General features: G+C 59.2%; 17 protein-coding genes. 8 read left to right on the forward strand and 9 right to left on the reverse strand.

The annotated features are described in order from the left end of the window. Nucleotides 1-48: 48 nt before the first annotated feature. Nucleotides 49-798 carry a 2OG-Fe(II) oxygenase gene (locus ACIQWP_RS28380; RefSeq protein ID WP_402794840.1) on the forward strand — a complete coding sequence of 250 codons (750 nt, stop codon included), beginning with the start codon at nt 49-51 and terminating at the stop codon, nt 796-798. Between the two features lie 250 nt (nt 799-1,048). Here the strand turns inward: ACIQWP_RS28380 and ACIQWP_RS28385 are convergent, their stop codons facing one another. Next, complete coding sequence (locus tag ACIQWP_RS28385) at nt 1,049-1,810, reverse strand: multiprotein-bridging factor 1 family protein (RefSeq protein ID WP_402794842.1); 762 nt, start codon at nt 1,808-1,810, stop codon at nt 1,049-1,051. 169 nt (nt 1,811-1,979) lie between these two features. Between ACIQWP_RS28385 and ACIQWP_RS28390 the strand changes: the two genes are divergently transcribed. Both ACIQWP_RS28390 and ACIQWP_RS28395 read left to right on the forward strand, forming a co-directional pair. Beyond that, nucleotides 1,980-4,238 carry a marine proteobacterial sortase target protein gene (locus tag ACIQWP_RS28390; RefSeq protein WP_402794844.1) on the forward strand — a complete coding sequence of 753 codons (2,259 nt, stop codon included), beginning with the start codon at nt 1,980-1,982 and terminating at the stop codon, nt 4,236-4,238. After that, a complete protein-coding gene (locus ACIQWP_RS28395) occupies nt 4,235-4,933 on the forward strand; it encodes a class GN sortase (RefSeq protein ID WP_402794847.1) in 699 nt (232 codons plus the stop codon). Before ACIQWP_RS28390 ends, ACIQWP_RS28395 begins: the two co-directional genes overlap by 4 nt. Nucleotides 4,934-4,978: 45 nt before the next feature. On the opposite strand, the gene ACIQWP_RS28400 is transcribed toward ACIQWP_RS28395, so the two are convergent. Further along, nucleotides 4,979-5,947, reverse strand: coding sequence for a nitrilase family protein (locus ACIQWP_RS28400; RefSeq protein ID WP_402794850.1), 969 nt, complete (start codon nt 5,945-5,947; stop codon nt 4,979-4,981). 92 nt (nt 5,948-6,039) lie between these two features. Between ACIQWP_RS28400 and ACIQWP_RS28405 the strand changes: the two genes are divergently transcribed. The 4 genes from ACIQWP_RS28405 to repC all read left to right on the forward strand — a co-directional run bounded on the left by ACIQWP_RS28405 (nt 6,040) and on the right by repC (nt 11,498). Beyond that, complete coding sequence (locus ACIQWP_RS28405) at nt 6,040-6,975, forward strand: LysR family transcriptional regulator (RefSeq protein ID WP_402794853.1); 936 nt, start codon at nt 6,040-6,042, stop codon at nt 6,973-6,975. Nucleotides 6,976-7,832: 857 nt separating this feature from the next. Beyond that, nucleotides 7,833-9,056: a plasmid partitioning protein RepA gene (gene repA / locus ACIQWP_RS28410; protein ID WP_402794856.1), complete on the forward strand. Its 1,224-nt coding sequence runs from the start codon at nt 7,833-7,835 to the stop codon at nt 9,054-9,056. Beyond that, nucleotides 9,053-10,087 (forward strand): plasmid partitioning protein RepB, encoded by a 1,035-nt coding sequence (repB, locus tag ACIQWP_RS28415; protein ID WP_402794858.1) that lies wholly within the window; start codon nt 9,053-9,055, stop codon nt 10,085-10,087. The genes repA and repB overlap by 4 nt, the downstream gene beginning before the upstream one ends. 187 nt (nt 10,088-10,274) lie before the next feature. Continuing rightward, on the forward strand, nt 10,275-11,498 hold the full coding sequence (repC, locus tag ACIQWP_RS28420; protein WP_402794861.1) for a plasmid replication protein RepC: 1,224 nt from the start codon (nt 10,275-10,277) through the stop codon (nt 11,496-11,498). A 203-nt stretch (nt 11,499-11,701) separates the two neighbouring features. Here repC and ACIQWP_RS28425 read toward each other — a convergent pair whose 3' ends face one another. The 5 genes from ACIQWP_RS28425 to ACIQWP_RS28445 form a co-directional block, all read right to left on the reverse strand. Then, entirely contained in the window at nt 11,702-11,872 is a 171-nt protein-coding gene (locus ACIQWP_RS28425) for a hypothetical protein (protein WP_402794864.1), read from the reverse strand. Between the two features lie 1,026 nt (nt 11,873-12,898). Continuing rightward, nucleotides 12,899-13,417 (reverse strand): HIT family protein, encoded by a 519-nt coding sequence (locus ACIQWP_RS28430; protein ID WP_402794866.1) that lies wholly within the window; start codon nt 13,415-13,417, stop codon nt 12,899-12,901. 149 nt (nt 13,418-13,566) lie between these two features. Then, nucleotides 13,567-14,184, reverse strand: a complete 618-nt coding sequence (locus ACIQWP_RS28435) for a LysE family translocator (protein ID WP_402794869.1) — start codon at nt 14,182-14,184, stop codon at nt 13,567-13,569. A gap of 649 nt (nt 14,185-14,833) precedes the next feature. Then, on the reverse strand, nt 14,834-16,417 hold the full coding sequence (locus tag ACIQWP_RS28440) for a DHA2 family efflux MFS transporter permease subunit (protein ID WP_402794872.1): 1,584 nt from the start codon (nt 16,415-16,417) through the stop codon (nt 14,834-14,836). Next, nucleotides 16,414-17,673 carry an HlyD family secretion protein gene (locus tag ACIQWP_RS28445; protein ID WP_402794875.1) on the reverse strand — a complete coding sequence of 420 codons (1,260 nt, stop codon included), beginning with the start codon at nt 17,671-17,673 and terminating at the stop codon, nt 16,414-16,416. Before ACIQWP_RS28445 ends, ACIQWP_RS28440 begins: the two co-directional genes overlap by 4 nt. 157 nt (nt 17,674-17,830) lie before the next feature. Between ACIQWP_RS28445 and ACIQWP_RS28450 the strand changes: the two genes are divergently transcribed. Further along, the gene (locus ACIQWP_RS28450) at nt 17,831-18,511 is read left to right on the forward strand and encodes a TetR/AcrR family transcriptional regulator (protein WP_402794878.1); all 681 of its coding nucleotides are present in this window, start codon (nt 17,831-17,833) and stop codon (nt 18,509-18,511) included. Nucleotides 18,512-18,558: 47 nt separating this feature from the next. Here ACIQWP_RS28450 and ACIQWP_RS28455 read toward each other — a convergent pair whose 3' ends face one another. Both ACIQWP_RS28455 and ACIQWP_RS28460 read right to left on the reverse strand, forming a co-directional pair. Beyond that, a complete protein-coding gene (locus tag ACIQWP_RS28455) occupies nt 18,559-20,283 on the reverse strand; it encodes a peptidoglycan D,D-transpeptidase FtsI family protein (RefSeq protein WP_402794881.1) in 1,725 nt (574 codons plus the stop codon). A gap of 324 nt (nt 20,284-20,607) precedes the next feature. Further along, the gene (locus tag ACIQWP_RS28460; RefSeq protein ID WP_402794884.1) at nt 20,608-22,542 is read right to left on the reverse strand and encodes a methyl-accepting chemotaxis protein; all 1,935 of its coding nucleotides are present in this window, start codon (nt 22,540-22,542) and stop codon (nt 20,608-20,610) included. Between the last annotated feature and the right edge of the window lie 396 nt (nt 22,543-22,938).

Here is a 22,938-nt window from a genome sequence, read left to right on the forward strand (position 1 = left end):
CAGCGCGCAACGAATGGCAGCTGCGATCCGTACAACCGAGGACATGACATGAACACCCAGCCATCTACCTTTGCTCCTGCTCCCCTGGAAAGCGCCGTCGAAGCTCGAGTCGATGCCTATGATTGGAAATCGCTGGCCGGAGAGCTGGACGGCTTCGGCTGCGCCATTCTCCCGCGGCTTCTCGCACCCGAGGAGTGTGGTGCGATCTCTGGCCTTTACCCGCAGGAACGGCATTTCCGCAGTCATGTTGTCATGGCGCGTCACGGCTTCGGGAAGGGCGAATACCGCTATTTCAACTATCCGCTGCCAGCCCTTCTCGGTGGATTGCGCACCGCGCTCTATCCTCGTCTCGCCGGCATCGCGAACGGATGGAATGAGCGCATGGGCCTTGAGGAGCGCTATCCCGATGAGCACGTAGCCTTCCTGAAGCAATGCCACGACGCCGGTCAGAGGCGTCCGACGCCGCTGCTGCTGCAATATGTGCCGGGAGACTTCAATTGCCTGCATCAGGACCTCTATGGCGAGCTTGCCTTTCCGATCCAGGTGGCAATTCTACTTTCCGAGCCAGGTCGGGATTTCACCGGCGGCGAGTTTGTTTTGACGGAACAACGGCCGCGCATGCAAAGCCGTGCCGAGGTCGTACCGCTTCGACAGGGCGACGCCGTCGCCTTCGCGGTCCACAATCGGCCGGTGCGGGGGACGAAGGGGAATTACCGCGTCAATCTCCGGCACGGCGTCAGCCGGGTTCGCTCGGGCATGCGTCACACCGTCGGCATCATCTTTCACGATGCCCGATGATGGTTTCAGCATGGCCGGCACCGGCGCGACCCTCATAGGCGCATGACCCGATCCTCGGGTCCGTTTGCCGTTTAGAGCGCGCAAGCGCAAAGACAACTGCAAAACTTCAATGGTGACAGTCGATATTGAAGGGCCATGCGTTCCTGGTCATCCGCCAGCAGATCGAACTGACGATGCTGCCAGACATCCTTCGATTTGTCGGCGGCTGAGGAACCGGCGGCCACAGGGCGGCCTGTTGGCGTCGATCGGACTATCCGACGAAGCCGGCGTAATTTTCCCCGGTAATTCTGTGCATGATCGCCGAATAGGCTTCGTGATTATGATCGCCCGCCAGGACGCGCCCCAGCGACGGCTGTGCGAAAGCCGACATCGGCAGGAGCGCGAGTGGCGTCGAGACGGGTGTGAGGTGCGATCCCTGTCCGGCGCGCAATGTCGTCAGCAGACCGAACATCTCGCCGGTGATGCTGGGCCTCGACAAGATCGCCATGCGATACTGCCCGGAGGAGTTCGTCACCAGATAGATATGCCCCGACAGATGCGGCACCGACACCGAACCCTGTTGCGAAAACGAGGCGTCGCTGCGCTCGCGTTCCCGGAAACTCAGACAGGTGCGGTCCCCATCCCAGCCGATCTCGGTGCAATAGGCGAAGATCGCCTTCGGATCGCCAAAGGACGGACGAAGCGTCAGGTAGGTGCCCTCGAGCCAGGAAACCGAGGCGCGGGAATAGGCGCCAAGTTCCTCAGGAGCATGACCGGGCTTTTCGTTGATCGAAGGTGATTGCGTTCCGCCCGCTTCGCGCAGGACGACTCCCATTGCCTGTTCCAGCCGAATGAGGGTCGCAAGCGTGAAAGGGCGGTGGCCGGAAAGAGCCTTCTCCAATGTCGAAAGGCTGATGCGCGCATCATTGGCGAGACGCTGCCTGGAAATGCGCCGCCGGGCGATCTCTTCGCGAACCCGCGCCGCCACGGCGCTATTCTGACTGTCGGACAAATACGGGTCGCCCTGGACCATTCATTCGCTTCCTGATTGCGTAATTTCCTTCACAATTCCACACATGCCCGCCAGCGACAAGACCGTTTGCGGCAAGATGCGGACGAAACAGGGCAAAGCTTACGCTGGCGAGAAAATAGCCTTTGTTGACAATGGCTTCAGTCATTCAGCAGTCAACAAGGAGCCTGTCATGTTAGCCTCGCCAAGCATCTCGCGCCGCCAAAACCGGCAAAACGTCCTCATGAGAATCGGCCTGTTACTATGGTTCAGCAACGCCATCCTGCTGCCGGTGCTTGCCGTCATCTTCGCATTGCTTCACCCATTGGAATCGCATGCGCAGCCGGCCGCCTTCGTCACGCCGAACGAAATGGGTGCAGGCAGCCTTCTTCTTCAGACAAAGGAAGACGGCAAATATATCGAGGCGCCCCGCCTCGCGACCGATGTCGCTCTCGACGTCAATGGCCCGACGGCACGAGCGGTTCTGACCCAGGCCTTCGAGAACTCAACCGACAAATGGGTCGAAGCCCTCTACGTCTTCCCTCTTCCGGAGGACAGCGCCGTCTATTCCCTGAAGATGATCGTCGGCAACCGGGTCATCGTCGCCGACATCAAGGAAAAACAGGCTGCCCGCGCCCTCTACGAGCAGGCCCGCAGACAAGGGAAGAAGGCCACTCTCGTCGAGCAGCAGCGACCGAACGTCTTCACCAATGCGGTCGCAAACATAGGTCCGCATGAAAAGATCGTCGTCCAGATCGAATATCAGCAGGCGGTCCGCCTGACGGATGGCCGTTTTTCCCTGCGGGTTCCGCTGGTCGTCGCGCCTCGCTACACCCCTCAGGACGCATCGCCGATCACGCAGCACGCCGACCTGAAGGCGGGGTGGGGACAGACCCAAAACAGCCCATCGCGCAATGCCGGCGACAAGCCCGTCTCCGCGCCGCTGTTGGCGCCGGACAACGACCGCACCAATCCTGTCACGCTGACGGTCAATCTGAATGCCGGCTTTCCGCTCGACGACGTCAAAAGCCTCTATCACACGGTCAAGATCGACAAAATGAGCGATAGCGCGCGGCGGATCGTTCTGGACAGCGATGCGACGGCTGACCGTGACTTCGTGCTCGAATGGAATGCTGTTGCCAGCAATGTCCCGAGCGTCGGTCTCTTCCGCGAGCATGTCGGCAAGGACGACTACGTGCTTGCCTATGTCACGCCGCCCGCTGTGGCGACGCCGCAGAAGGCAGGCCGCGAAGTAGTCTTCGTCATCGACAATTCCGGCTCCATGGGCGGCACGTCGATCGAGCAGGCACGGGCAAGCCTCGATTATGCCCTGTCCCGGCTCGAACCGAATGACCGCTTCAACGTCATCCGCTTCGACGATACGATGACCAAGTTCTTCCCCGACTCGGTCATGGCAACGGCTGACAATATCGCTTCGGCCCGCCGTTTCGTCACCAGCCTGGAGGCTGCCGGCGGAACCGAAATGCTGCCGCCGCTTCATGCCGCCCTTGATGACAGCCATCAGGCGGATGGATTGCGTCAGGTCGTATTCCTGACCGACGGTGAGGTCAACAACGAGCGGCAGCTTCTCGATGCGATCGCTCAATCGCGCGGACGCTCGCGCATTTTCATGGTCGGCATCGGCTCCGCGCCGAACACCTACCTGATGAGCCGTGCCGCCGAGCTCGGTCGCGGCAGCTTCACCCATATCGGTTCGGTTGCCGAGGTGAACGACCGCATGCGCGCCCTCTTCGACAAGCTGGAGAACCCGGCCGTCACCGATGTCGCGGCGGTGTTTTCGGAAAAGAACGTCAACATCACGCCCAACCTCCTGCCCGATATCTATCACGGCGAGCCGCTGGTTCTGGCTGCCCGGATGGGGAAAGCAACAGGCACTCTGACTGTCAGCGGCAAAGTCGGCGATCGGCCCTGGACGATCTCGCTACCGCTCGATCAGGCCAGCAATGCCAAGGGCATATCGAAGATCTGGGCGCGTCGCCAGATCGACGACGCCGAAGTCAATCTCACGCTCGGCAAGATCTCGCAGACGGACGCAGACAAACGCGTCCTGCAACTGGCGCTGGATCATCATCTGGTCACGCGCCTGAGCAGCCTTGTCGCAGTCGATACCAAGCGGCTGCGCCCGGTAAATACGCCGCCGACCCAAGCCGACATTCCATTGCAGCTGCCCGCCGGCTGGGACTACGACAAGCTCTTCGGCATCGGCGCAACCCGGGATGCCAAGGCAGACATCAGGCATCAGCAGGCACTCGACAAGTCGCAGGGTGCGGACAGCGATGCGGAACTTGCGCCAATCTCCGCACCGGCTCCGGCAAGCGTCCCGCTGCCGCAGACGGCAACGCCCGGAACGCTTCTCATCCTTCAGGGGCTGTTTGCCCTGCTGCTTGGAGTGACCATGCTGATCTTCGCATCGCGAAGGAGCAGGGCATGATCGTCGCCACTCGCATCAAAACCATCGGGAGCGCGCCAGCGCGCTCCCTTCTGACTTTTGCGGCCGGCACCCTCATCGCAGCCGGGCTCTTCTTCGCGGCACAGGGCGGATGGATCTATGCCAAGGCGGCTTTGGCACAACTCCTCCTCGAGCGTGCCTTTGCCGAGAGCATGACATCGGGTGCGCCCGTCAAGCCCTGGAGCTGGGCCGATACCTGGCCGGTGGCGCGTATCGAGGTTCCGCGCCTTGGCGTTTCCGCCATAGCGCTGAATGGCGCGAGCGGTCAGGCGCTTGCTTTCGGCCCCGGCCATCTCGACAACACGCCGCAGGCGGGCGAAAAGGGCACGGCAGTCTATGCGGCGCACCGCGATACCCACTTTACCTTCCTGAGAAATATCAAGCAGAGCGACCGCATCCGCATCACGCGCCGCGATGGCCGGACCTTTACGTTCCGCGTGACCCATGTGGCCGTTGCCCGCTGGGACGAGGCGGAGATCGACCCGAATGCGCCCGGCGTCCATCTCGTGCTGGCAACATGCTTTCCTTTCGACGCCGTGACCTCGGGCCCGCTTCGCTATCTGGTCTATGGTGATCTCGACGAGACCGCCACGCATGACCGCTTCGGTAAAACGGCCCGGATCTCACGGAGCAACCGTATTGAAGACACACCACCGAGACAATCGGGTGGCGGCTAAAGTAGACCGCCGCGTCAGAGGCCCCAGACCGGATCGGCCTCCCCGCTATTTCGTGCGGGTTGGCGCTTCCGAGTAGCGTGCGTCCATGGGCGAGAGGCCATTGGCGTTGGGTTGCGTCAGGACGCCGTAAAGCTCCGGGCGGCGGCCTCTTATCCAGCGCTGGCCCGTGCATTTATCGAGCAGAGACAGATCGATTTCGGTGCTCACCCGCGCATCGGCGGCGGCCCAGGTCTCGACCAGAATGCGTCCATAGGGATCAAGGATCATGGCGTTGCCGGTGCGCACCTCGTCTTCATCCTGGCCGACACCATTGCTGAAGACCAGGAACATTCCATTGTCGTGGGCGCGTGACGGCAGCCAGCGCATGAACCACTCCCGGCCGTTCGGACCGCGAAACTCGGCTTCGATCGCCTCGGGACTTTCATGGCGGTTGATCCACTTTTCGACAGGTATCCTCTTCAGCCCGTGCGGGCTCACCGAATGGCCACCACCCGCCTGATGAGGGGCGATCAAAAGTTCCGCGCCGAGGAGCGCCGTTGCGCGCGCATTCTCGATCAGATTGTTGTCCCAGCAGATCAGGATGCCGGCGCGAATTCCCCAGGGCGTATCGAAGACCGTGAAGGCGTCGCCGCTGGAAATGAGGCGATGCTCCCAGGCATGCAGCTTGCGATGGCAATGGATGCGACCGTCCGGCATGCAGACCGCGTAGCTGTTGTAGAGTTTTCCATCCTCGCCCGCTTCCAGGAAGCCGGCGCCGATCGCGATGCCCTTCTCGCGCGCCAAGGCGGCGACAGAACTGATCGACGGACCCGAGAGCGGCTCGGCCAGCGCCTGTAAGGCCGGACCTTCGAGTTTGGGAACATGCCAGTATCCGCAGATGCACATCTCGGGAAATACGACTAGCTGGTTGCCCGCCTCAGCTGCTTCCTCCGTGAAATGCAATATGCGCGCGAGATTATAGGCCTTGTCGTTGGCCCGATGTTGAAACTGCACGGATGATATCTTGAGTGCCATTTCCATTGCTCCTTTTTTGCATTGGCGCAATTTGACCACGCAGCTTATCTTTCGTAAAATGACTTTATCGATTAAAATTATTCGTAGATAGAATGGAAATAAAACTCCTCCGCTCCTTCATTCAGCTGATCGACACCGGCCATTACGGCAAGGCGTCGGCAAAGCTGTTCGTCACCCAGTCGACCTTGACCAAGCAGATCCAGGCCCTGGAAACGGCAATGGGCGGACCACTGTTCGAACGTGGCCGCCATGGCGCGAAGCTGACGCCACTTGGAGAGCTCCTGCAGCGGGAAGCACGCCCACTTCTTCGACTGAACGACGATATCGACCGCAAGATGCATCGCGCCATCGCCGGCCTGACCGGATACCTCGATATTGGATTTGGGATATCGACCCTCGCCGTCGCGCCGCAATTGATCGCCAGTTTTCGCGCCGCGACGCCGGATTGCAGGATCACGCTCAACGACCTGCCATCACAGGAACAGCATCGGCGCCTGCTCGAGGGTCGGCTTGATATCGGCTTCTGCCGGGCGCCGGAGGAAGATAGCGAGCTGGCTTTCATGCCCGTCATCGAAGAGCATCTGGCCCTCGTGCTTCCGAGCGGGGCGACGATGCCGGCTCCAAACCGGTTGACTGAGCTGAACCGGCTCGGCTTTGTAGCGCTTTCGCCGCCGCGCGGACCGGGGCTGGACGAACAGATTAGACGCTGGTGCTCGCTGGCTGCTTTCGAGCCTCGGATCGTCCAGTATGCTGACGATATCCTGACCGTGCATTCCATCGTCTCCGCCGGCCTGGGCGCGGCATTCCTGCCCTGGCGCGGGGTGCAGGCATTGGAGGGTTCCAGCCACAAGCAGCCTCTTTCCGGACCGGAATCAACCTGGCCGGTTGGAATTTGCTGGCAACGGAAACAGACGAGCCCGCTGTTGGCCCGCTTTGTGGATCATGTGTCGGAGAACCTTGAATTCGACGAAGCCCTGCCGAGCCGTTCGGCCAAAAGCGGTCCAAGGGACAATCGAGAGAAAACCTGATCGCCTCGGCGTCCTGCGAGGCAAGGCGATGGTTCTCGTTGCCGACAATGGGATTGTGCATTTCAACCCCATTGTCCGAGCGATGCTGAACGTCAGCCGGCGCAATGGCACCGACCGAACGGCTCATGGCAGCCTGATGGTCAAAACGAACCATGCAGCCAAAGCATTGTCGGCGTGCCCAGAACCGCCACCGCAATCATCACCGAAACTGCCATCTTGATCGCTTTGATACGCCGTGTTCTGGCGCCGCTCCAATCATAATTCAAAATCACTAACCCTCACAAATCATTAATGATTCGCAAACTAGAGCTGACCCGCCCTTCGGCAAGGGAAGGCACCGATTCGTCCACAGCCGATATTGTCAATGTGTTGCGACATGGGCCTCGCCGATGCCCGAAGGCCCGCCGAAGGTAGCAAAAGAGCGATGAGGCTTGGTCGACTCAATGCTTCCCAGACACCGAATCGGACCGCTCTCATACTATGTGTTGCGGCTGCGATGGTTCGGGGAAAGAGCCCGGGATTTTGACCGAGATTATCCGCGCTGGCACCGACTCACATGGTCCGATGCCGCGATTCTCGCTACGCAACCGTCGACAATCTTAGCCGGATAGACGTCGAGCGCTCGATGACAACAGCTCCCTACAATCAAAAGTGTGAGTCATCGCTGCGGCTACTTTCGGCCACCTCCTACAGAAAATCCAGGAAAAGCAGTGTATTAAGTACTGCAGTGGAGAGTCTTGGCTGTCACACGTTAACCGGTCATTAACCGTTAATCTCTGGACGACCTGACAGAATCGTGTTCTATCTTCTGGCGGGCAAAGGTCGGCAAACCGGCGATAAGCCGCCAAGAGGGACAGATGGCGATAGCAAACCGCACGGAGACGATAGCTCCTTTAAAGGAAAATGCAGCGAGCAAAATTGCGCGCCATGCAACTGTGCTGTCGGGCCAGCTCCAGCAGCTCCGGACGCGGATGTACCCGCCGAAATCCGAGAAGATGCTGCGCCAGTTCCTGACCAACGAAGTGTCCAAGCTGACCTCGATCCCGGATTCGACCCTGAAGCTGATGTCGAGCGAAGGGCGCGGCCCCGCTCCCAGCCGGTTGGAGAACAATCACCGGGTCTACACGCTTGCCCAGATCAACGAATTGCGGGAACTGTTTGCCAAGCAGAAGCCGTCCGAAGCGCTTCGCTTCCTGCCGCGGCGCCGGCCGGGCGAACACCTGCAGGTGATGGCCATCTCCAACTTCAAGGGTGGTAGCGCCAAGACGACCACCTGCGTCCATCTCGCGCATTATCTCGCGCTGCATGGCTATCGCGTGCTCGCCCTCGATCTCGATCCGCAGGCATCGCTTTCGGCCATGTTCGGCGCCCAGCCGGAAATCGACGTCGGCGCCAATGAAACCATCTATGCGGCGCTCAGATATGACGCGGCCGAGAGGCGCTCGATCCGCGAGATCATCCGCAAAACCTATTTTGACGGCATTGATCTCATTCCGGGCAACCTGGAAGTCATGGAGTACGAGCACGAAACGCCGCGCGTTCTGGCCCAGAAGTCCGGCTCCGGCGTCATCTTTTTCGAACGCCTCAAGCTGGCGCTTGCCGAGGTCGAAGACGATTACGATATCGTCATCCTGGATACGCCCCCCTCGCTCGGATTTCTGACCCTCAGCGCCATTTACGCCGCCACGAGCATGATCATCACGGTGCATCCCGCCATGCTTGACGTGGCATCGATGAGCCAGTTTTTGCTGATGATGGGCGATCTGATCAGCGTGCTCAACGAAAGCGGCGCGCAGCTCGATCAGGACTTCATCCGCTATCTGATCACGCGCCACGATCCGAACGATGCGCCGCAGTCGCAGGTCGTTGCGATGCTGCGCCATCTCTTCGGCACCGATGTCCTGTTGCCGACGGCGATAGAAAGCACCGCGGTCGAGGCTGCGGGGCTTGCCAAGCGCTCGCTCTACGAACTCGAAATGGGGCAGATCGGCCGGGACACGCACAAGCGTGCCCGGGAGGCCGTAGACGCCGTCAACGAGGCGATCGTGCATCTCGTCAATACAAGTTGGGGGCGTGGATGAGCAAAAGCCCGAGAAAATCCATCGTCGCCAGTTTCGGCCTGCTTTCGGCCGAATTGGAAAACAGCGAAGCGACAGCAGATCCATCGCCGCCCGCCCCTGCCCCCGCGCAGTCGGGTCGTGTCGGCGCTGGTGTCATCGGCGCCGCGCATCGCGCAATCGGTGACATACGCGCGGAGCGCGACCGGCTGCGCGCGATCGTCGAATCCGGCGAAGGCTGGATTCAGGATCTTGATCCTCTTGCTATCGATTCGTCTCCATATCCGGATCGACTACCGGACGACGATCCCCATGATTTCGAGAGATTCAAGCGCTCCATCGAGGAAGAAGGCCAGAAAGTTCCGATCCAGGTTCGACGGCACCCTTCTTCGAGCGATCGATATCAGGTCGTCTATGGTCATCGCAGATGGCGGGCCGCTCGCGAGCTTGGCCGGACCGTTCGCGCCATAGAAGTCGAGATTTCCGATCTCGATCTCGTTCTGGCGCAAGGCATCGAGAATGCCAGCAGGCAGGACCTGACATGGATCGAGCGCGCCTTGTTTGCCTCGCGCATGGATGATGCGGGCATCAAGGCGCGCCATATCTATGCGGCTCTCTCGATCGAGGATGCCGAGCTTGCGCGAATGCGGAGTGTGTATCGGGCAATACCGGCAGATGTCATCGAAACCATCGGCAGGGCTCCGAAGATTGGCCGGCCCCGATGGCTGGATCTGGCTAAAACAATATCCACGGCGCCGAATGCGCTACAGATGGTGCGCGCTGCGCTGTCGGGCACGCATGAGATCAATGACACCTCGGATCATAGGTTTCAGGTGGCATTGAAAGCGGTGAAGCCGAACTCCGGTCCCCGCAATGCACCAATCCCGATTTCCGATCTATCCGGAACCAGGCTGGCGGCGTTCATCATATCGCCCCGCGAAGTTCGAATCGCAGCCGAGGGTAAAGAGGGAACGGAATTCATAAAATTTATCGAGGAAGAGCTGCCTGACCTGGTCGAGCGCTTCACTCGTTCGAGAAACAACCACAACTCCTGACAGCTGTCAGGGTTTTCTGATTGGAAAGGAAAACCAGCAAAAGAAAAAAGGCCCCCAAACGTTGCCGTCGTGGAAGCCTTCTCTTCAATGTAGCAACTGAAGAATCGCATTTCCTCGAATCCCAGTCAAGAGTCTTTGGCACCGTTTTTGGTGATCGTGTTTCTTTTGCCTCTTGAAGGTGAGGAAAATGCAGAATGGAAGTATAACGACGCCTTTTGGGCGGCGGCCGATGACGCTTGCCTTGATACAATGGCAGATCGCTACAGCCGCGATCGAACCAAGCAAGACGGTCGATAAATGGAAGGTTTTTCGAGACGCATCCGAGGCTAGGGAAAAGCTCGGATTGCAGGATCGTAGCCTTGCTGTGCTCGACGCACTGCTGAGTTTTTATCCCGATAACGAGCTCCGCAGAGACGCGCAGCTTATTGTCTTCCCCTCCAATGCGCAGCTGACCTTGCGTGCTCATGGTATTGCAGGCGCTACGCTTCGCAGGCACCTGGCACTTCTCGTCGATGCCGGCCTGATCGTTCGAAAGGATAGCGCCAATGGCAAGCGTTATGCGAGAAAGGGACGAGCGGGCGAAATCGAAAATGCATTCGGCTTCGATATTTCACCGCTTCTGCTGCGTGCCGAAGAGCTTGCCATCTTGGCGCAGCAGGTGGCCGCGGACCGGATTGCCTTCCGACGTGCCAAAGAAGGATTGACCATCTGCCGGCGCGACGTGCGCAAGCTGATTACAGCAGCGATCGTGGAAGGTGCCAGCGGCGATTGGGCTTTGATCGAAGAAAGCTATAGCGCCCTCGTCGCGCGCATTCCCCGCTCTCCAACCATGTCCGACGTCACCTCGATCCTGGAGGAAATGGAGCTTCTTCGCAGCGAGATCATCAACCGTCTGGAAACGCAGGAAAAAGTTGAAAATTGTAGCACCAATGATGCCCATAATGAGCGGCACATACAGAGTTCGAATCCAGAATCCTTTAATGAACTTGAACCAGGCTCTCGAACCGAGCTGAAGGCAATATCCGAGGAAAAGAACAGTCCACACGAAGGACCGATGCGTATCTTCCCGCTCGCCCTGGTCTTGAAGGCCTGCCCGGAAATACGCGCCTACGGGCCATCGGCTGTCATCGATAGCTGGCGGGACCTGATGTCCGCAGCCATTGTGGTTCGATCCATGCTGGGCGTCAGCCCATCGGCCTATCAGCTGGCCTGCGAGGTCATGGGACCTGAAAATGCCGCCGCAACGATGGCCTGCATTCTGGAGCGGTCCGGACATATCAACTCCGCCGGTGCTTACCTGCGAGATCTCACAGCCAAGGCCGAACGCGGTGAATTTTCACTCGGTCCGGCTCTTATGGCGCTGCTTCGGGCGAACGGTGGAGGCGGCCACGTCGCATCGAGGGTTTCGTGACCCTTCGGATCGTTTATCCGGAGCGCTTGGATTTCCAAAGGATAGGAAGAGATGCCATCGAGGCAAGTCTTCGGATAGTCCATTGCGTAAGCAGACAGTCTGGCCTCTCGTTGCCATGAATTGCCACGGCCACAGCCGATCCTTCAGCTATGGCCGTCCATTGACCGTCGAACCTTGCCGACGGCACACATGCACGTCTCGGATTAACGGCAGACGCGTTCCTTGCGGACGACCCAATGGCCATGAATCTTATGCTTCACGGTCTTCACGGCGCAATCATGGTGATGGCGGTGAAACGGAGCTGCCTGCGACGGAGCGCTGACGGCGACAACCGATGCCAGGGCGATAGCGGAAGAAAGAATCAGGTTTTTCATGTTAACCTCGTAAGCATTGGGGGTTGATGCTGCGTGTTTACGCATGACTTTGATGGCCCATTCCGACTTAACCGAAAATGAATAGCACCCTTACAATTTTGTAATGCAATCTTGGACGCGCGGCTCGTCCGGTGGGCGAATTCGTAAAGGGCTGCGTGACGCGGATGGTTAGTTTCGCATCGGGCAGACTTCGCCTGGCTCCGTTTTTGCCGCGAGTGTGCCTCACGCGATCACCCCGGCCCATAACGAACCATAGGCGCCACGATATCAGCGAATGGCCGGCAATCCCGCCGAGGATCTATCCGTTCTGGATTTCTCGCGATTGCCATATCCGGGCGGAAAACTGACCCCAAAAAGTTGGGTGAATCGCGCCTCAACGGCTGCTTTTCGCTGGTTCTGGAGGCAAAGTCGCCGTTTATGCCTACGTGCCTCCTTAGCCATTCGAAGCCTCAAAACAGGCTGTATGGCTGGTGGAAGCTAATGGCGAGATAGCTTCACAATCAAATATTTTTCTTGGAAAATCTGATATTTAGACAGCTGCGAATCTGAGCATGAAGAGCGAAGCATTTCGTCTGTCTTAGGGAGTATAGCACGCCAGCCCGCCCGATTAGTCAAGAAAATTGTCGATCGACAACGTCTTTCAGATGACCACTGAAAAGGGTCGGGATGCACGAAGGGATGAGCTTAGAAGAAATATTCGGTGCAACCATTCCATTCCTTTGCACCTCTCCCCGGTTGGAGGATCGTCCGCGATCGCGCCCGGTCTCGGAACGGCTCGCAGCCGCTTGATCCGGCGCGACGATAGGTCTTGGGGTACCGCAATGATCTGCCCGCCTGGTTGTTTTCGGGCATGGTGATCCCGGCGATGGGCAGCCCGATTTCGGACATTTCTTCCAGGTCGAAGGAAAGAGCGATTTGGGACGTTTCGTGAAGTGAACAGTCGCGCCGCGATCCATGTCAGCGACATGCGGGAAAGCCGGCTCGTTGATTGTTTCGAAGGTTGCCGACGGATGCCTGAGCGACCTCTCAGGCATCGGAAGATGGTAGTCCGACCATCGGCGGGCGGAGACGCAGCGATTTGCGGAGCAGCTCGATGACCTCGGGGACGGCAGGCCCCTCGATCGGTGGCGGCTGCACACGTTCGCAGAATTCGCGCCAGACGAACAGCGTCAGTTCGGCGCCATCCGTTTCTGTCTCCCCCTCCCCTTCGGCAAATTGACCTAGGACCCGATAGCGGACGTCTTGCCAGAACAACGCCTCGACCCAATCGTAGATGGGGATGATATGGAAGTGGAAGGCAAGTCCGGCGACATGGCCGTACCGGCCAATATAGACGCGTCGAGCGCACAGCTCCCGCTTGAGGGCTGCTTGAGCCGATGCCAATAGCGGGCCGATTTCGCGCAAGGCATCGTCGGCTAGATCCGAGAGATTGTCGGCGGCTCTCTTGGAGGCAATGATGAGGTAGCCGGGAAGCGCGGAATTTGCGCGGTGACTGACATGCCACTCATCGGTCTCGGCTATGAGAAACTGCGATGCGATCTTCATTCTCAACCCCAGTGCTCGCTATTATTCGTCGGCTACCCTTGGCTCTCACCCGGATGATAGACGTGCCGGCCATGATCGCGTGAAGCTGAAATCGGGCTCGCCTTTCGAAGACCTTTTCCGAAGGGCAAGCGGCAGGGTTGCCCATTCGGTCACGATGTGCGTCTGACCCCGGCGAGGGCGGCCGCAGCGGCAAAATACATCGCGCCGGTAAGGCGATTGCGGATTGTCCCCCGTGCCGCCAGCACGTACCGAAGTTTGTCGGCGAGTAAGGCCCAGCAGCTATCAAGCGTTGCGGCAACGACAAGAAAGGTCAACGAAAGCATGATGAGCTGGAGCATGATGTTTCCTTGCGCCGTAACGAATTGCGGAAAGAATGCACCATAGAACAGGAGAGTTTTCGGATTGGAGACGGAGACGAGGAAGCCGCGCAGGAAGGTGGATCGCACCGATCTAGGCTCAGCTCTGATTTTCGTCAGATCCACGGCTGGCGCAAACCATGTCTGGAGGCCGAGATAGGCCAGATAGGCAACCCCTGCCCAGCGTATCCATTCAAAGAACTGCCCGGCTGAGGCGAGGGCACCATTCATCCCGAGCACAGTCAGCACCAATTGCGGAATCATTGCTGCGCTTGTTCCAAGCACTGTGATCAGTCCGAACTTGCGGCCGTAAGCAATGGAATTCGCGGTAATCAGAGCGGCGTTCGGACCCGGCAGGATCACGAGCGCAGCGGTTGCCGCGATGAAAGCTGCGTACAATTCCAGTGACATGCCGGAGCTCCTTGCCGTCGACGGTAGCGATATCGGCGCGATGTGCAAGTGGAGATCCTTTGTGCGTCGAGGGCGGGGTGCAATTTGCGTGCATCAGCGGTGTTGCTCCTTGGGGCTTGGCACGAGCCACGACGGGGACAGGGCTACTCGAGCAGAAGGGGGTTGTGCGGGCGGACGGGGATCGGCGGTGTTTAGGCGTAGCGAGAGAGGAGAAGTTGCGTTCTGATCCCAAGCGCGGGCAGGCTGGTGGACACGGCTGATTTCGATCGACCTGGCTTGCTTCCAGTGCTCGCCTTGAAAACCCTGACAGCTGTCAGGGTTTCGACTAAGCGGCCGAGCGACCGATCCGGATGCTATTCCTAGCTCGGTTGCTGGTGAACGAAAGATAAAGGTGCTGCGCTCTTTCTCGATAGGGGATCAAGCCAAACCCTGACAGCTGTCAGGGTTTTAGAATAGCAAGCTCTGTTGCAACAGAGCAGTCGCGGAGCGCTTCGATTGCGACGGCGGGCAGTGCGTCGGGGGGAGTCTCTGGTCATTGAGCCGACAATTTGGCGCCCGTGGCCGATACGGGCGCCGACAATGGTGGGGCCAAACCTTCCTTCGCGGCCGGAACCTCCATCAGAAGGGAGGCTCCGGCCTGCAATGTCGATCAATGCCCCATGGAAGCCTTCTTGCCGAGCGTCACGTTGCGCAACGTCAGGGCGAGGGGGATGGCGGCGAGCGAAATCAGCATCAGGACCCAGAAAGCATCGACGTAGGAGAGAAGCGAGGCCTGGCTCTGTACTTGCTGGTTGATCCAGGCAAGCGCCTGCTGCTGGGCCGTCAGGAGCGAGCTTCCCTGGGCCATGAAGTAGCTGGTCACTTGGTTGTAGGTATCCTGATAGGCAACGCCCGAGGGGATGACGTTCTCGACCAGCCGGCTCTGGTGAAACTGCTCACGATGGGTGATGATGTTCGATATCAGCGATACGCCGATCGATCCGCCCGTGTTGCGAGCGGCATTGAGCAGGGCCGATGCCTGGTCCGTCTTGCTTGATGGAATGCCGTCATAGGAAGCCGACGTAATCGGCAGGAAGATGAAGGGCAGCCCGATACCCTGCAACATGCGAGCCTCGGCCAAATACCAGAATCCGATGCCACTATAGACGCTGGTCACCTGGTACATGGAGAAGGCGACGAAGCCGGCGCCGATCGCGATCAGGTATTTCGGCTGCACTTTGGATGACAGGAAGCCGACCACGAACATCATGACCAGCGTTACCATGCCACCGGGTGACAGCATCAGGCCGGCCCAGGTTGCGGTGTAGCCGAGATTCTGCTGAACCAGTTGCGGTAGATACTGCGTCGTGGCGAGCAGCAACGCGCCGGTCGCCATCATCACCAGGAAGCAGGTGCCGAATTGGCGGCTGACCAGCATTCTGATGTCGACGGCCGGGTTCTTGTGCTTCAATTCCCAGGGGATCATCAACAGGAAGGCAAGTGCGCAGATCACGGCCGCCATGATGATGAAATTGGAGCCGAACCAGTCATCCTCCAGGCCTCGGTCGAGCATGAGCTCCAGCATTCCGAGAAAGGTGGCAACGAGCCCGAAGCCGATCCAGTCGAAACCGGGATCTTGTTTACGCTTCTGGGCGCGCTCCTGCGCAGTGCCGGCTGGCTCCTTGATCAGTATGGCAACGGCTGCAAGCGCCAGGAGACCAACCGGCCCATTGATCAGGAAGCACCAGTGCCATGAGAAATTGTCGGAAAGCCATCCGCCCAACGTCGGACCCACGACAGGAGCGACCACAACCGCCACGCCGAACAGGGCAAAGCCCTGCCCGCGCTTTTCAGGCGGAAAGCTGTCGGCCAGAATGGACTGCGCGACCGGCACCATGCCGCCGCCGCCGATGCCCTGCAGTATCCGCGCAAGAAGCAGGAATTGTAGGTTGGGCGCAAAGCCGCACATGACGGAACTGATGGTAAAGAGCGCCAGGCAGCCGAGAAAGAAAGTCCGGCGTCCCATAATGCGCACGAGATAGCTCGTTGCCGTCACGATCACGGCATTGGAGACGAGATAAGTGGTGACCACCCAGGACGCCTCGTCCTGGCTGACGCCGAGGCCGCCGGAGATATAATTCAGGGCGACGTTGGCGATCGTGGTATCGAGTACTTCCATGAAACTGGCAAGCGCGACGACGATCGCGATGATCCAAGGGTTTACCGCCGGTCTGGCGGCAGCGGTCGTGCTCACAACACGTTCCTCAAGCTTTCCCACAGGGAGGGGCTGGCATCGGTCCGCACCGTCGGGACGACGGACATGCCCGGCCCCAGCGCCACGTTGCTCGGCACGTCGTCAAGGTCGATCTTGACAGGCACGCGCTGGACGATCTTCACGTAGTTGCCGGTCGCATTTTCCGCTGGAAGCAGCGAGAATGCCGTTCCGGAGCCCGGCTGCACGCTGGCGACATGACCATAGATGGTGCGCCCGCCATAGGCGTCGATCGAGAGCGTTACCGGCTGGCCGGGACGCATATGGTCAAGCTGCGTTTCCTTGAAGTTGGCGGTCACCCAAAGCTTGTCCGGCACGAACATCGCCAGGTTTGCGCCCGTCTGTACATATTCGCCGTTGCCGGCCGACAACTGCACGACGCGACCGGGCTCTGCCGCGGTCATCGTCGTATAGGAAAGATTGAGCTTGGCCTGGTCGAGCTGGGCTTGATCCTGCTTGAGAGTGGCCTGGACGTTGGCGATCTGGAAATCATAGGCGTCAAGCTGACGCTGGGCGGCTACCAGAGAGGCCTGGTCGGTGTTCAGGGTCGCTTGCTGCTGATGCAGCTGCGACGTATATTGCTGGGCGTCCTGAAGGCTGCCGGAGCCGCCCTTCACCAGCGCCTGATAGCGGTCGTTCTGTTGCTGGGCGAAGACGAGATTAGCCTCAGCTTGTGCGACCTGGGCCTTTGCTTCATCGACATTTGCTTCCTGAACCCGCTTTTGCGCTTCTGTGTTCTGGATATTGGCGTTTGCGGCAGCAACCTGGGCCTGGGCCTGCTCTAAAGCTGTTTGATAGTCGCGGTCGTCGATCCGGGCGATTACGTCGCCGGCAACGACATGCTGGTTGTCGGTGACGGGAACGGAGGAGATATAACCGGCAACTCGCGAGGTGATCGCATATTGTCGTGCGGCGATGAATGCGTCGTCGGTGCTCTCGTAGTGCGAGGCGTTGTCCCAGTAGACGTAGGTAGCCACCGCGGCAACTGCGAGCGCGCTCCCGCCGATCAGCAGCATCCTCAGGCGTCGGGATGAGCCGTCTGTCGCGTCCTTCTGGTCCAGATCGTCCGGGGTCTCGATTCTTTCTTCATGTATCCGGGTTTGTTCGCCCGTCTGTGGCGCTTCTGCCCGGTCCTGCCTGGCCGCGGGGTCATGTTGCTTGTCATTTGCCTTCGCGCTGCCGGTCTTCGGCTCCAGCACGATCAGCTTTCCGAGAGTCTCATCCTGAGGCACGCTCATGTTCTTCTACCTCTTCTGTCATCGAAATTAAATGAAACGAAACGTTCAATTTAAATATTGACCTAGATCCGATCGAGGTGTTAGTCAAGAGGTGCAGAGGGTGTGGACCGGCACCCAAGCCAATCAAAAAACAGTGAGGCCCGTCATGGCGCGCGAAATGGTAAAACCCGAAATTTCAATGCCGAAGGCCGGCACAACGCGACGTGGTCGCCCGCCGAGAGAGCGGGCAGGCGAGGTGGAAGACCGAATCCTGCAGGCAGCCCTCCAGGTCTTCATTGCCCGTGGTTACGAGGGCGCCAGCATTGATGAGATCGCGGAGGTGGCCAAAGCCGGAAAGCCGAGCATCTATGCGCGCTTCACCAACAAGGAGACCTTGTTCAGGGAGGTGGTCTTACGCTGGGCGCAGAGATCAGGCGAAATGACAGGCTCCACCACATCGGGCAGCATTCTCGAGCGCTTCCAATCCGCCGGCATCCTGATCGTCCAGCGCGCGATCAGGGGTGAGACCATCGGGCTCCTCCGCAGCGTGATCGGTGAAGCGACGCGCCATCCGGATTTGGCGACCACGATCCACTACGCCATGCGTGCATATGGAACAACAACCGTAATGACGCTGATGGCAGAGCTGGCGGAAGCCGAGGAAGTCAGATCTCTTCCCGCCTTTGCGCCGGCTAATCTTGAAGCCACGGCGCGATACTTCATCGATCTGATCTTGCTGCCGATGCTGATGTCCTCGCTGTTCCACGCCGATCTGGCGCCGATCAAGGCGCAGATGGAGGATCATGCACGCGAGGCCGCCTCCTTTTTCCTGCGCGGTTGCGGTTACAGCCCCGTTTGATGGTCGCTGCCGCTGCGTTCGCGGCTCTGCCAGAGCGAGCCCAACCCTCAATATGAGGCGAGCAAGCTCGATCCAAAGTCGGGCTCGACGCCGAGCAGCGGCGCGGCGCGGCTGATGATGTCGTGGACCATGGGTGCCGCCGTTTCGGCAGCGAGGTTCAGGTGGTTCACGCCCGTCAGCGGCTGGTCGATGAAGGCCAGCACGACGTATTTCGGGTCATCCATAGGAAAGGCGGCCAGGAACGAATTGAAGCTGAGCTTGTGCGAGTAAACGCCGTGAATGACCTTGTTTGCGGTGCCCGTCTTTCCGCCAACATGAAAGCCGGGGACGTCGGCGGACCTACCGGTACCTTGCTCGCCGTTCAGCTTGAACAGATATCTGATGGTGTCGCTGGTGCTCTTCTTGACGATCATCGTTTCCGTTTTTTCCGCCTCTTCCTGCGTGCGCGGAAGGAAGGTAGGCTCGATCAGCTTGCCTCCATCGATGAGGGCTGCGCCGGCGACGGCGGTTTGCATCGGCGTGGTGGCGACGCCGTGGCCGAACGCGATGGTTATGGAGTTGAGCTTCTTCCAAACCCTTGGCTGACTCGGCGCTTTCACCTCAGGCAGTTCCGTCTGCATCTTCGACAACAGTCCGAAGCGGGTCAGATAGGCTTTCTGGTTGGCCATGCCCACCTTGTCCATCATCTTGGCCGTGCCGATGTTGGACGAATAGCGAAAGATTTCCGGGATCGACAGGACACGCCGTGGCACGTCGCGGTCGTCATGGATGGTGAAGCCGCCGTAATGCAGAGGAGCGCTGGCGTCGAAGGTGTCCGACAGCTTGACCGTACCCGTGTCGATGGCCAGCGCGATCGAGAAGGTCTTGAAGACCGAGCCCATCTCGTCGGTGCCGTTCGACATGCGGTTCAGCCAACCCTTGTCGCCGTCCGCCTGCGGATCGTTGGGATCGAAATCGGGGGCCGAGGCCATGGCCAGCACTTCGCCGGTGTGTATGTCGAGGATGACGGCGCCGGCCGCCTGGCTCTGGTAGCGACCGATCGCATCCGAGACCACGTCATGGACGATGTTCTGGACGCGCAGGTCGATCGAAAGCCGTACCGGCTCCAGCGTATCGCGGCTCGTCAGACCGGTGGAGGCGAGATCCGACAGGCCTTGCGTATCCAGATATTTTTCCATGCCGGCGACGCCGTGATTGTCGATATCGACATAGCCGAGAATGTGGGCAGCCGTGCGCCCGCCCGGATAGAAGCGCTTGACCTCCGGCCGAAATCCGATCGCCGGAATGCCGAGCGCCAGGATCTCGCTCTGCTCCTTCGGCGTCAATTGCCGGCGCAGCCAGGCAAAATGCGAACGGTGGTCCGCGAGCTTCTTATACAGAGACTTGCGATCGATATCGGGGAAGATCGAAGCGATTTTCTCCACCGCCTCGTCCGGATCGACCACGCGGTTGGGCTCGGCAAACATAGAGACCGTGCGGATGTCGGTCGCAAGCAGTTCGCCGTTTCTATCGACGATGTCAGGGCGTGCGGCGCTTACATGGTCCGGCGGGATCGCGGAGGTATCGGTCCTCGGCTCCAGATCGAAATAGGTAAGCCTGACGAAGATCGCCGCGTAGCAGACGACGAGTCCGCCCGCGAGCATCATGATCCGGGCTTTTGCAAGCTTGGCCTGACCTGAGGCCCGCACCGGCGGGCGCTCGCGCCACCCTGGGCCGAAGGTGATCCTGATGAGGCGACCGCTATTTGCGCTGAGGGCGTGGATGATCGACATGAACGATTTATTCGCAAAACTGGGAAGGCGGATTTGCCTCTCGATTAACAATCTTTAAACGCAAGATGGTTAACAGGAGTCTAATCATAAGCCGTTCTTACTAACGTTGCGTTCAAATGCGTGGCTCGTGTCAGGCGTGCTGCCCGCGATACGTCGAGCGCGGCGCGTCGGCTGCGAATTGCTGATGGTTGCGGGGAAAAAACCTAGCTGTCGCCCTGCGTCATCGAAGGGATCGCGGCAAACTCGACCGTGACCCCCACGTTTGAAACGTGACCTCGCTTTTGAAACCCGACAATCTTTCTAGAACAGGCCGGGACCCCTAGATCAAAACTCCTCCCAGGATGCCGACGTTGCCGCGGTCGCTCCGGAGCCGGCGAACACGCCAGCGATTTTGGATCGGAGCGCGCGTGCCGGCGACGCTGCCGGGCTGGACCGTTCCGTTGCTGCGACCGGTCGCGTTTGGCCGCGAGCGTTTTGCAGATTGAATTGTCCCAGGAGGTCGTTCAGGGTCGTCGCTTCCTTGGCAAGACTATAGCTAGCAGCGGTGGATTCTTCGACCATGGCAGCATTCTGTTGGGTGCCCTGGTCGATACTGTTGACGGCTGTGTTGATCTCCTGCAGGCCGGTTGCCTGCTCTCGGGCGGCTTCGACGATTGCTCGTACGTTGCGGTCGATCTCCTCGACTTCCTTGACAATTTGCTGGAGCGATTGCCCGGTTCTCGTGACGAGATGGACACCGCCGTCGACCTGCTGACTGGACGTCGAAATCAGTGCCTTGATCTCCTTGGCGGCGGTGGCGGATCGTTGCGCCAACTCGCGCACTTCCTGGGCGACGACGGCAAAGCCCTTGCCGGCGTCGCCCGCCCGCGCAGCCTCAACGCCCGCATTGAGGGCAAGCAGGTTCGTCTGGAAGGCTATGTCGTCGATGACGCCGATGATGTTGGAAATTTCGCCCGATGATTTCGAGATTGCCGCCATCGCAGCGATCGCCTCCTGCATGACCTCGCCGGATTTCTCCGCGCCGATGCGAGCGCGGCCAACCAACGAGCTTGCCTCTTCCGCACGTCGGGTGGCATCCTTGACGGTGGTGGTGATTTCCTCGAGGGCGGCCGCCGTTTCCTCGACGGAAGCCGCCTGCTGCTCGGTACGCTTGGAGAGATCATCAGCTGCGGAACGGATCTGGTTGGAGCCGGCGGCGATAGCCTGACCGCCCTGACCAACCGAACGCAGCGTTTCCTCCAGCTTTGCCATGGAGGCGTTGAAATCTGCCCTCAGGCGATCAAGATGAGCGACAAAGGGCTGCTCGATGCGATAGACCAGATTGCCGTTTGAAAGCTCGGACAAACCGCTTGCGAGACCATCGACGGCAAATTGCGTGTCCGCCGCATCCTTGGCCTTCTGCGCTTCGCGTTCCAGCCTTTCCCTTTCAGAGAGGCTGCGATTGGCACTAGCTTCCTGCTCCAGCCGTATGCGTTCGATGGCATTGTCGCGGAAAATGGAGACAGCACCAGCCATCTGACCGACTTCATCCTTGCGTGCAATCCCTGAAATCACCTCGTCGGTATTTCCCTCGGCCAGCGATACCATGCGGGCCCTCAAGCGCTCGATGGGGGCGGCAATGCCGCGCGCAGAAACAAGAACGGCAATCCCGATTGCAGCGGTGAAAAGAACACCGAGTGCGATCAGGGCATTCATAATCGTGCTGCTGGCATGCTCATCCAGCATGTCGCTCTTGTCATTGATGTTCTTGTTGAACGCATCGATCCATTGGCGGACTGCGACGACTTCGTCATTGATGAGCGGGTCTGCCTGCTTCAGGAGTTTGGCGGCCGTGTCGTTGTCATCGACCAGCCCAGCTTTTACGGCCTGGTCCGTAAGAGCGAGGATATCGTCGGCCTTTGCTGCGAGCTTGTTGACTGCGTCCGTTTCAGAAGGGATCAGCTGCCTCACCGTCGAGAAGCGTTCGAGAAGCACCTTCTTGTTCTCCTCATATTGCTTAGAGAACGTCGCCATTTCCGGGTCCTTCGTGCTGTAGATAAGGATCTGGTAGGCGTTGTAGCTCAATGCGGTCACGCGTTGGCTGGCCCTGGCCATTTCCACCGCCGCCGTCTCATCCTTCGCAATAAAGTTCGAATAGGTCGCAACCGTGTCCCTATACTGGCTCGACACGACAAGGACACTTACGATCCCGATCAGGCAGATCGGTATGATGATGGAGAGCACCTTCGTGCGGATCTTGGCGTTCTGAAGAAATGACATAGCGGTTCGCTCTCTAAAGGAGCTGGCGACTGCCTGCGCGAGGAAGATCGATACAAGTCGGCCATTGCCTGCTCTGAAGACCGGAAACATTGCAGGCGGGGAGCATTCTGCTCGTCGCATTTGGCGCTGCAATCGTAACGAAGCCAGACACGTCTGACAAAACGATTAACAATCTCGAACATTACACAAATTTAATCAAATAATTCAATCTGTTAAATGCAAATCAAGGATTGCAAATTCGAAATGATATTACAAATTAAAATAGGCGCAGGCTCCGGAAGAGATTAGCAGATCCGATGAAATTGCCGGAGCGGGCGATCACAGTTCGCATGGAGGGACGTGATGCGACCAACGCCGCGGAGCGAAGAGGGGTTCGTTCGCTAGAGCAGGCAAACA

It is taken from the genome of Rhizobium sp. NPDC090279, assembly GCF_044769665.1.
Taxonomy (GTDB): Bacteria; Pseudomonadota; Alphaproteobacteria; order Rhizobiales; family Rhizobiaceae; genus Rhizobium.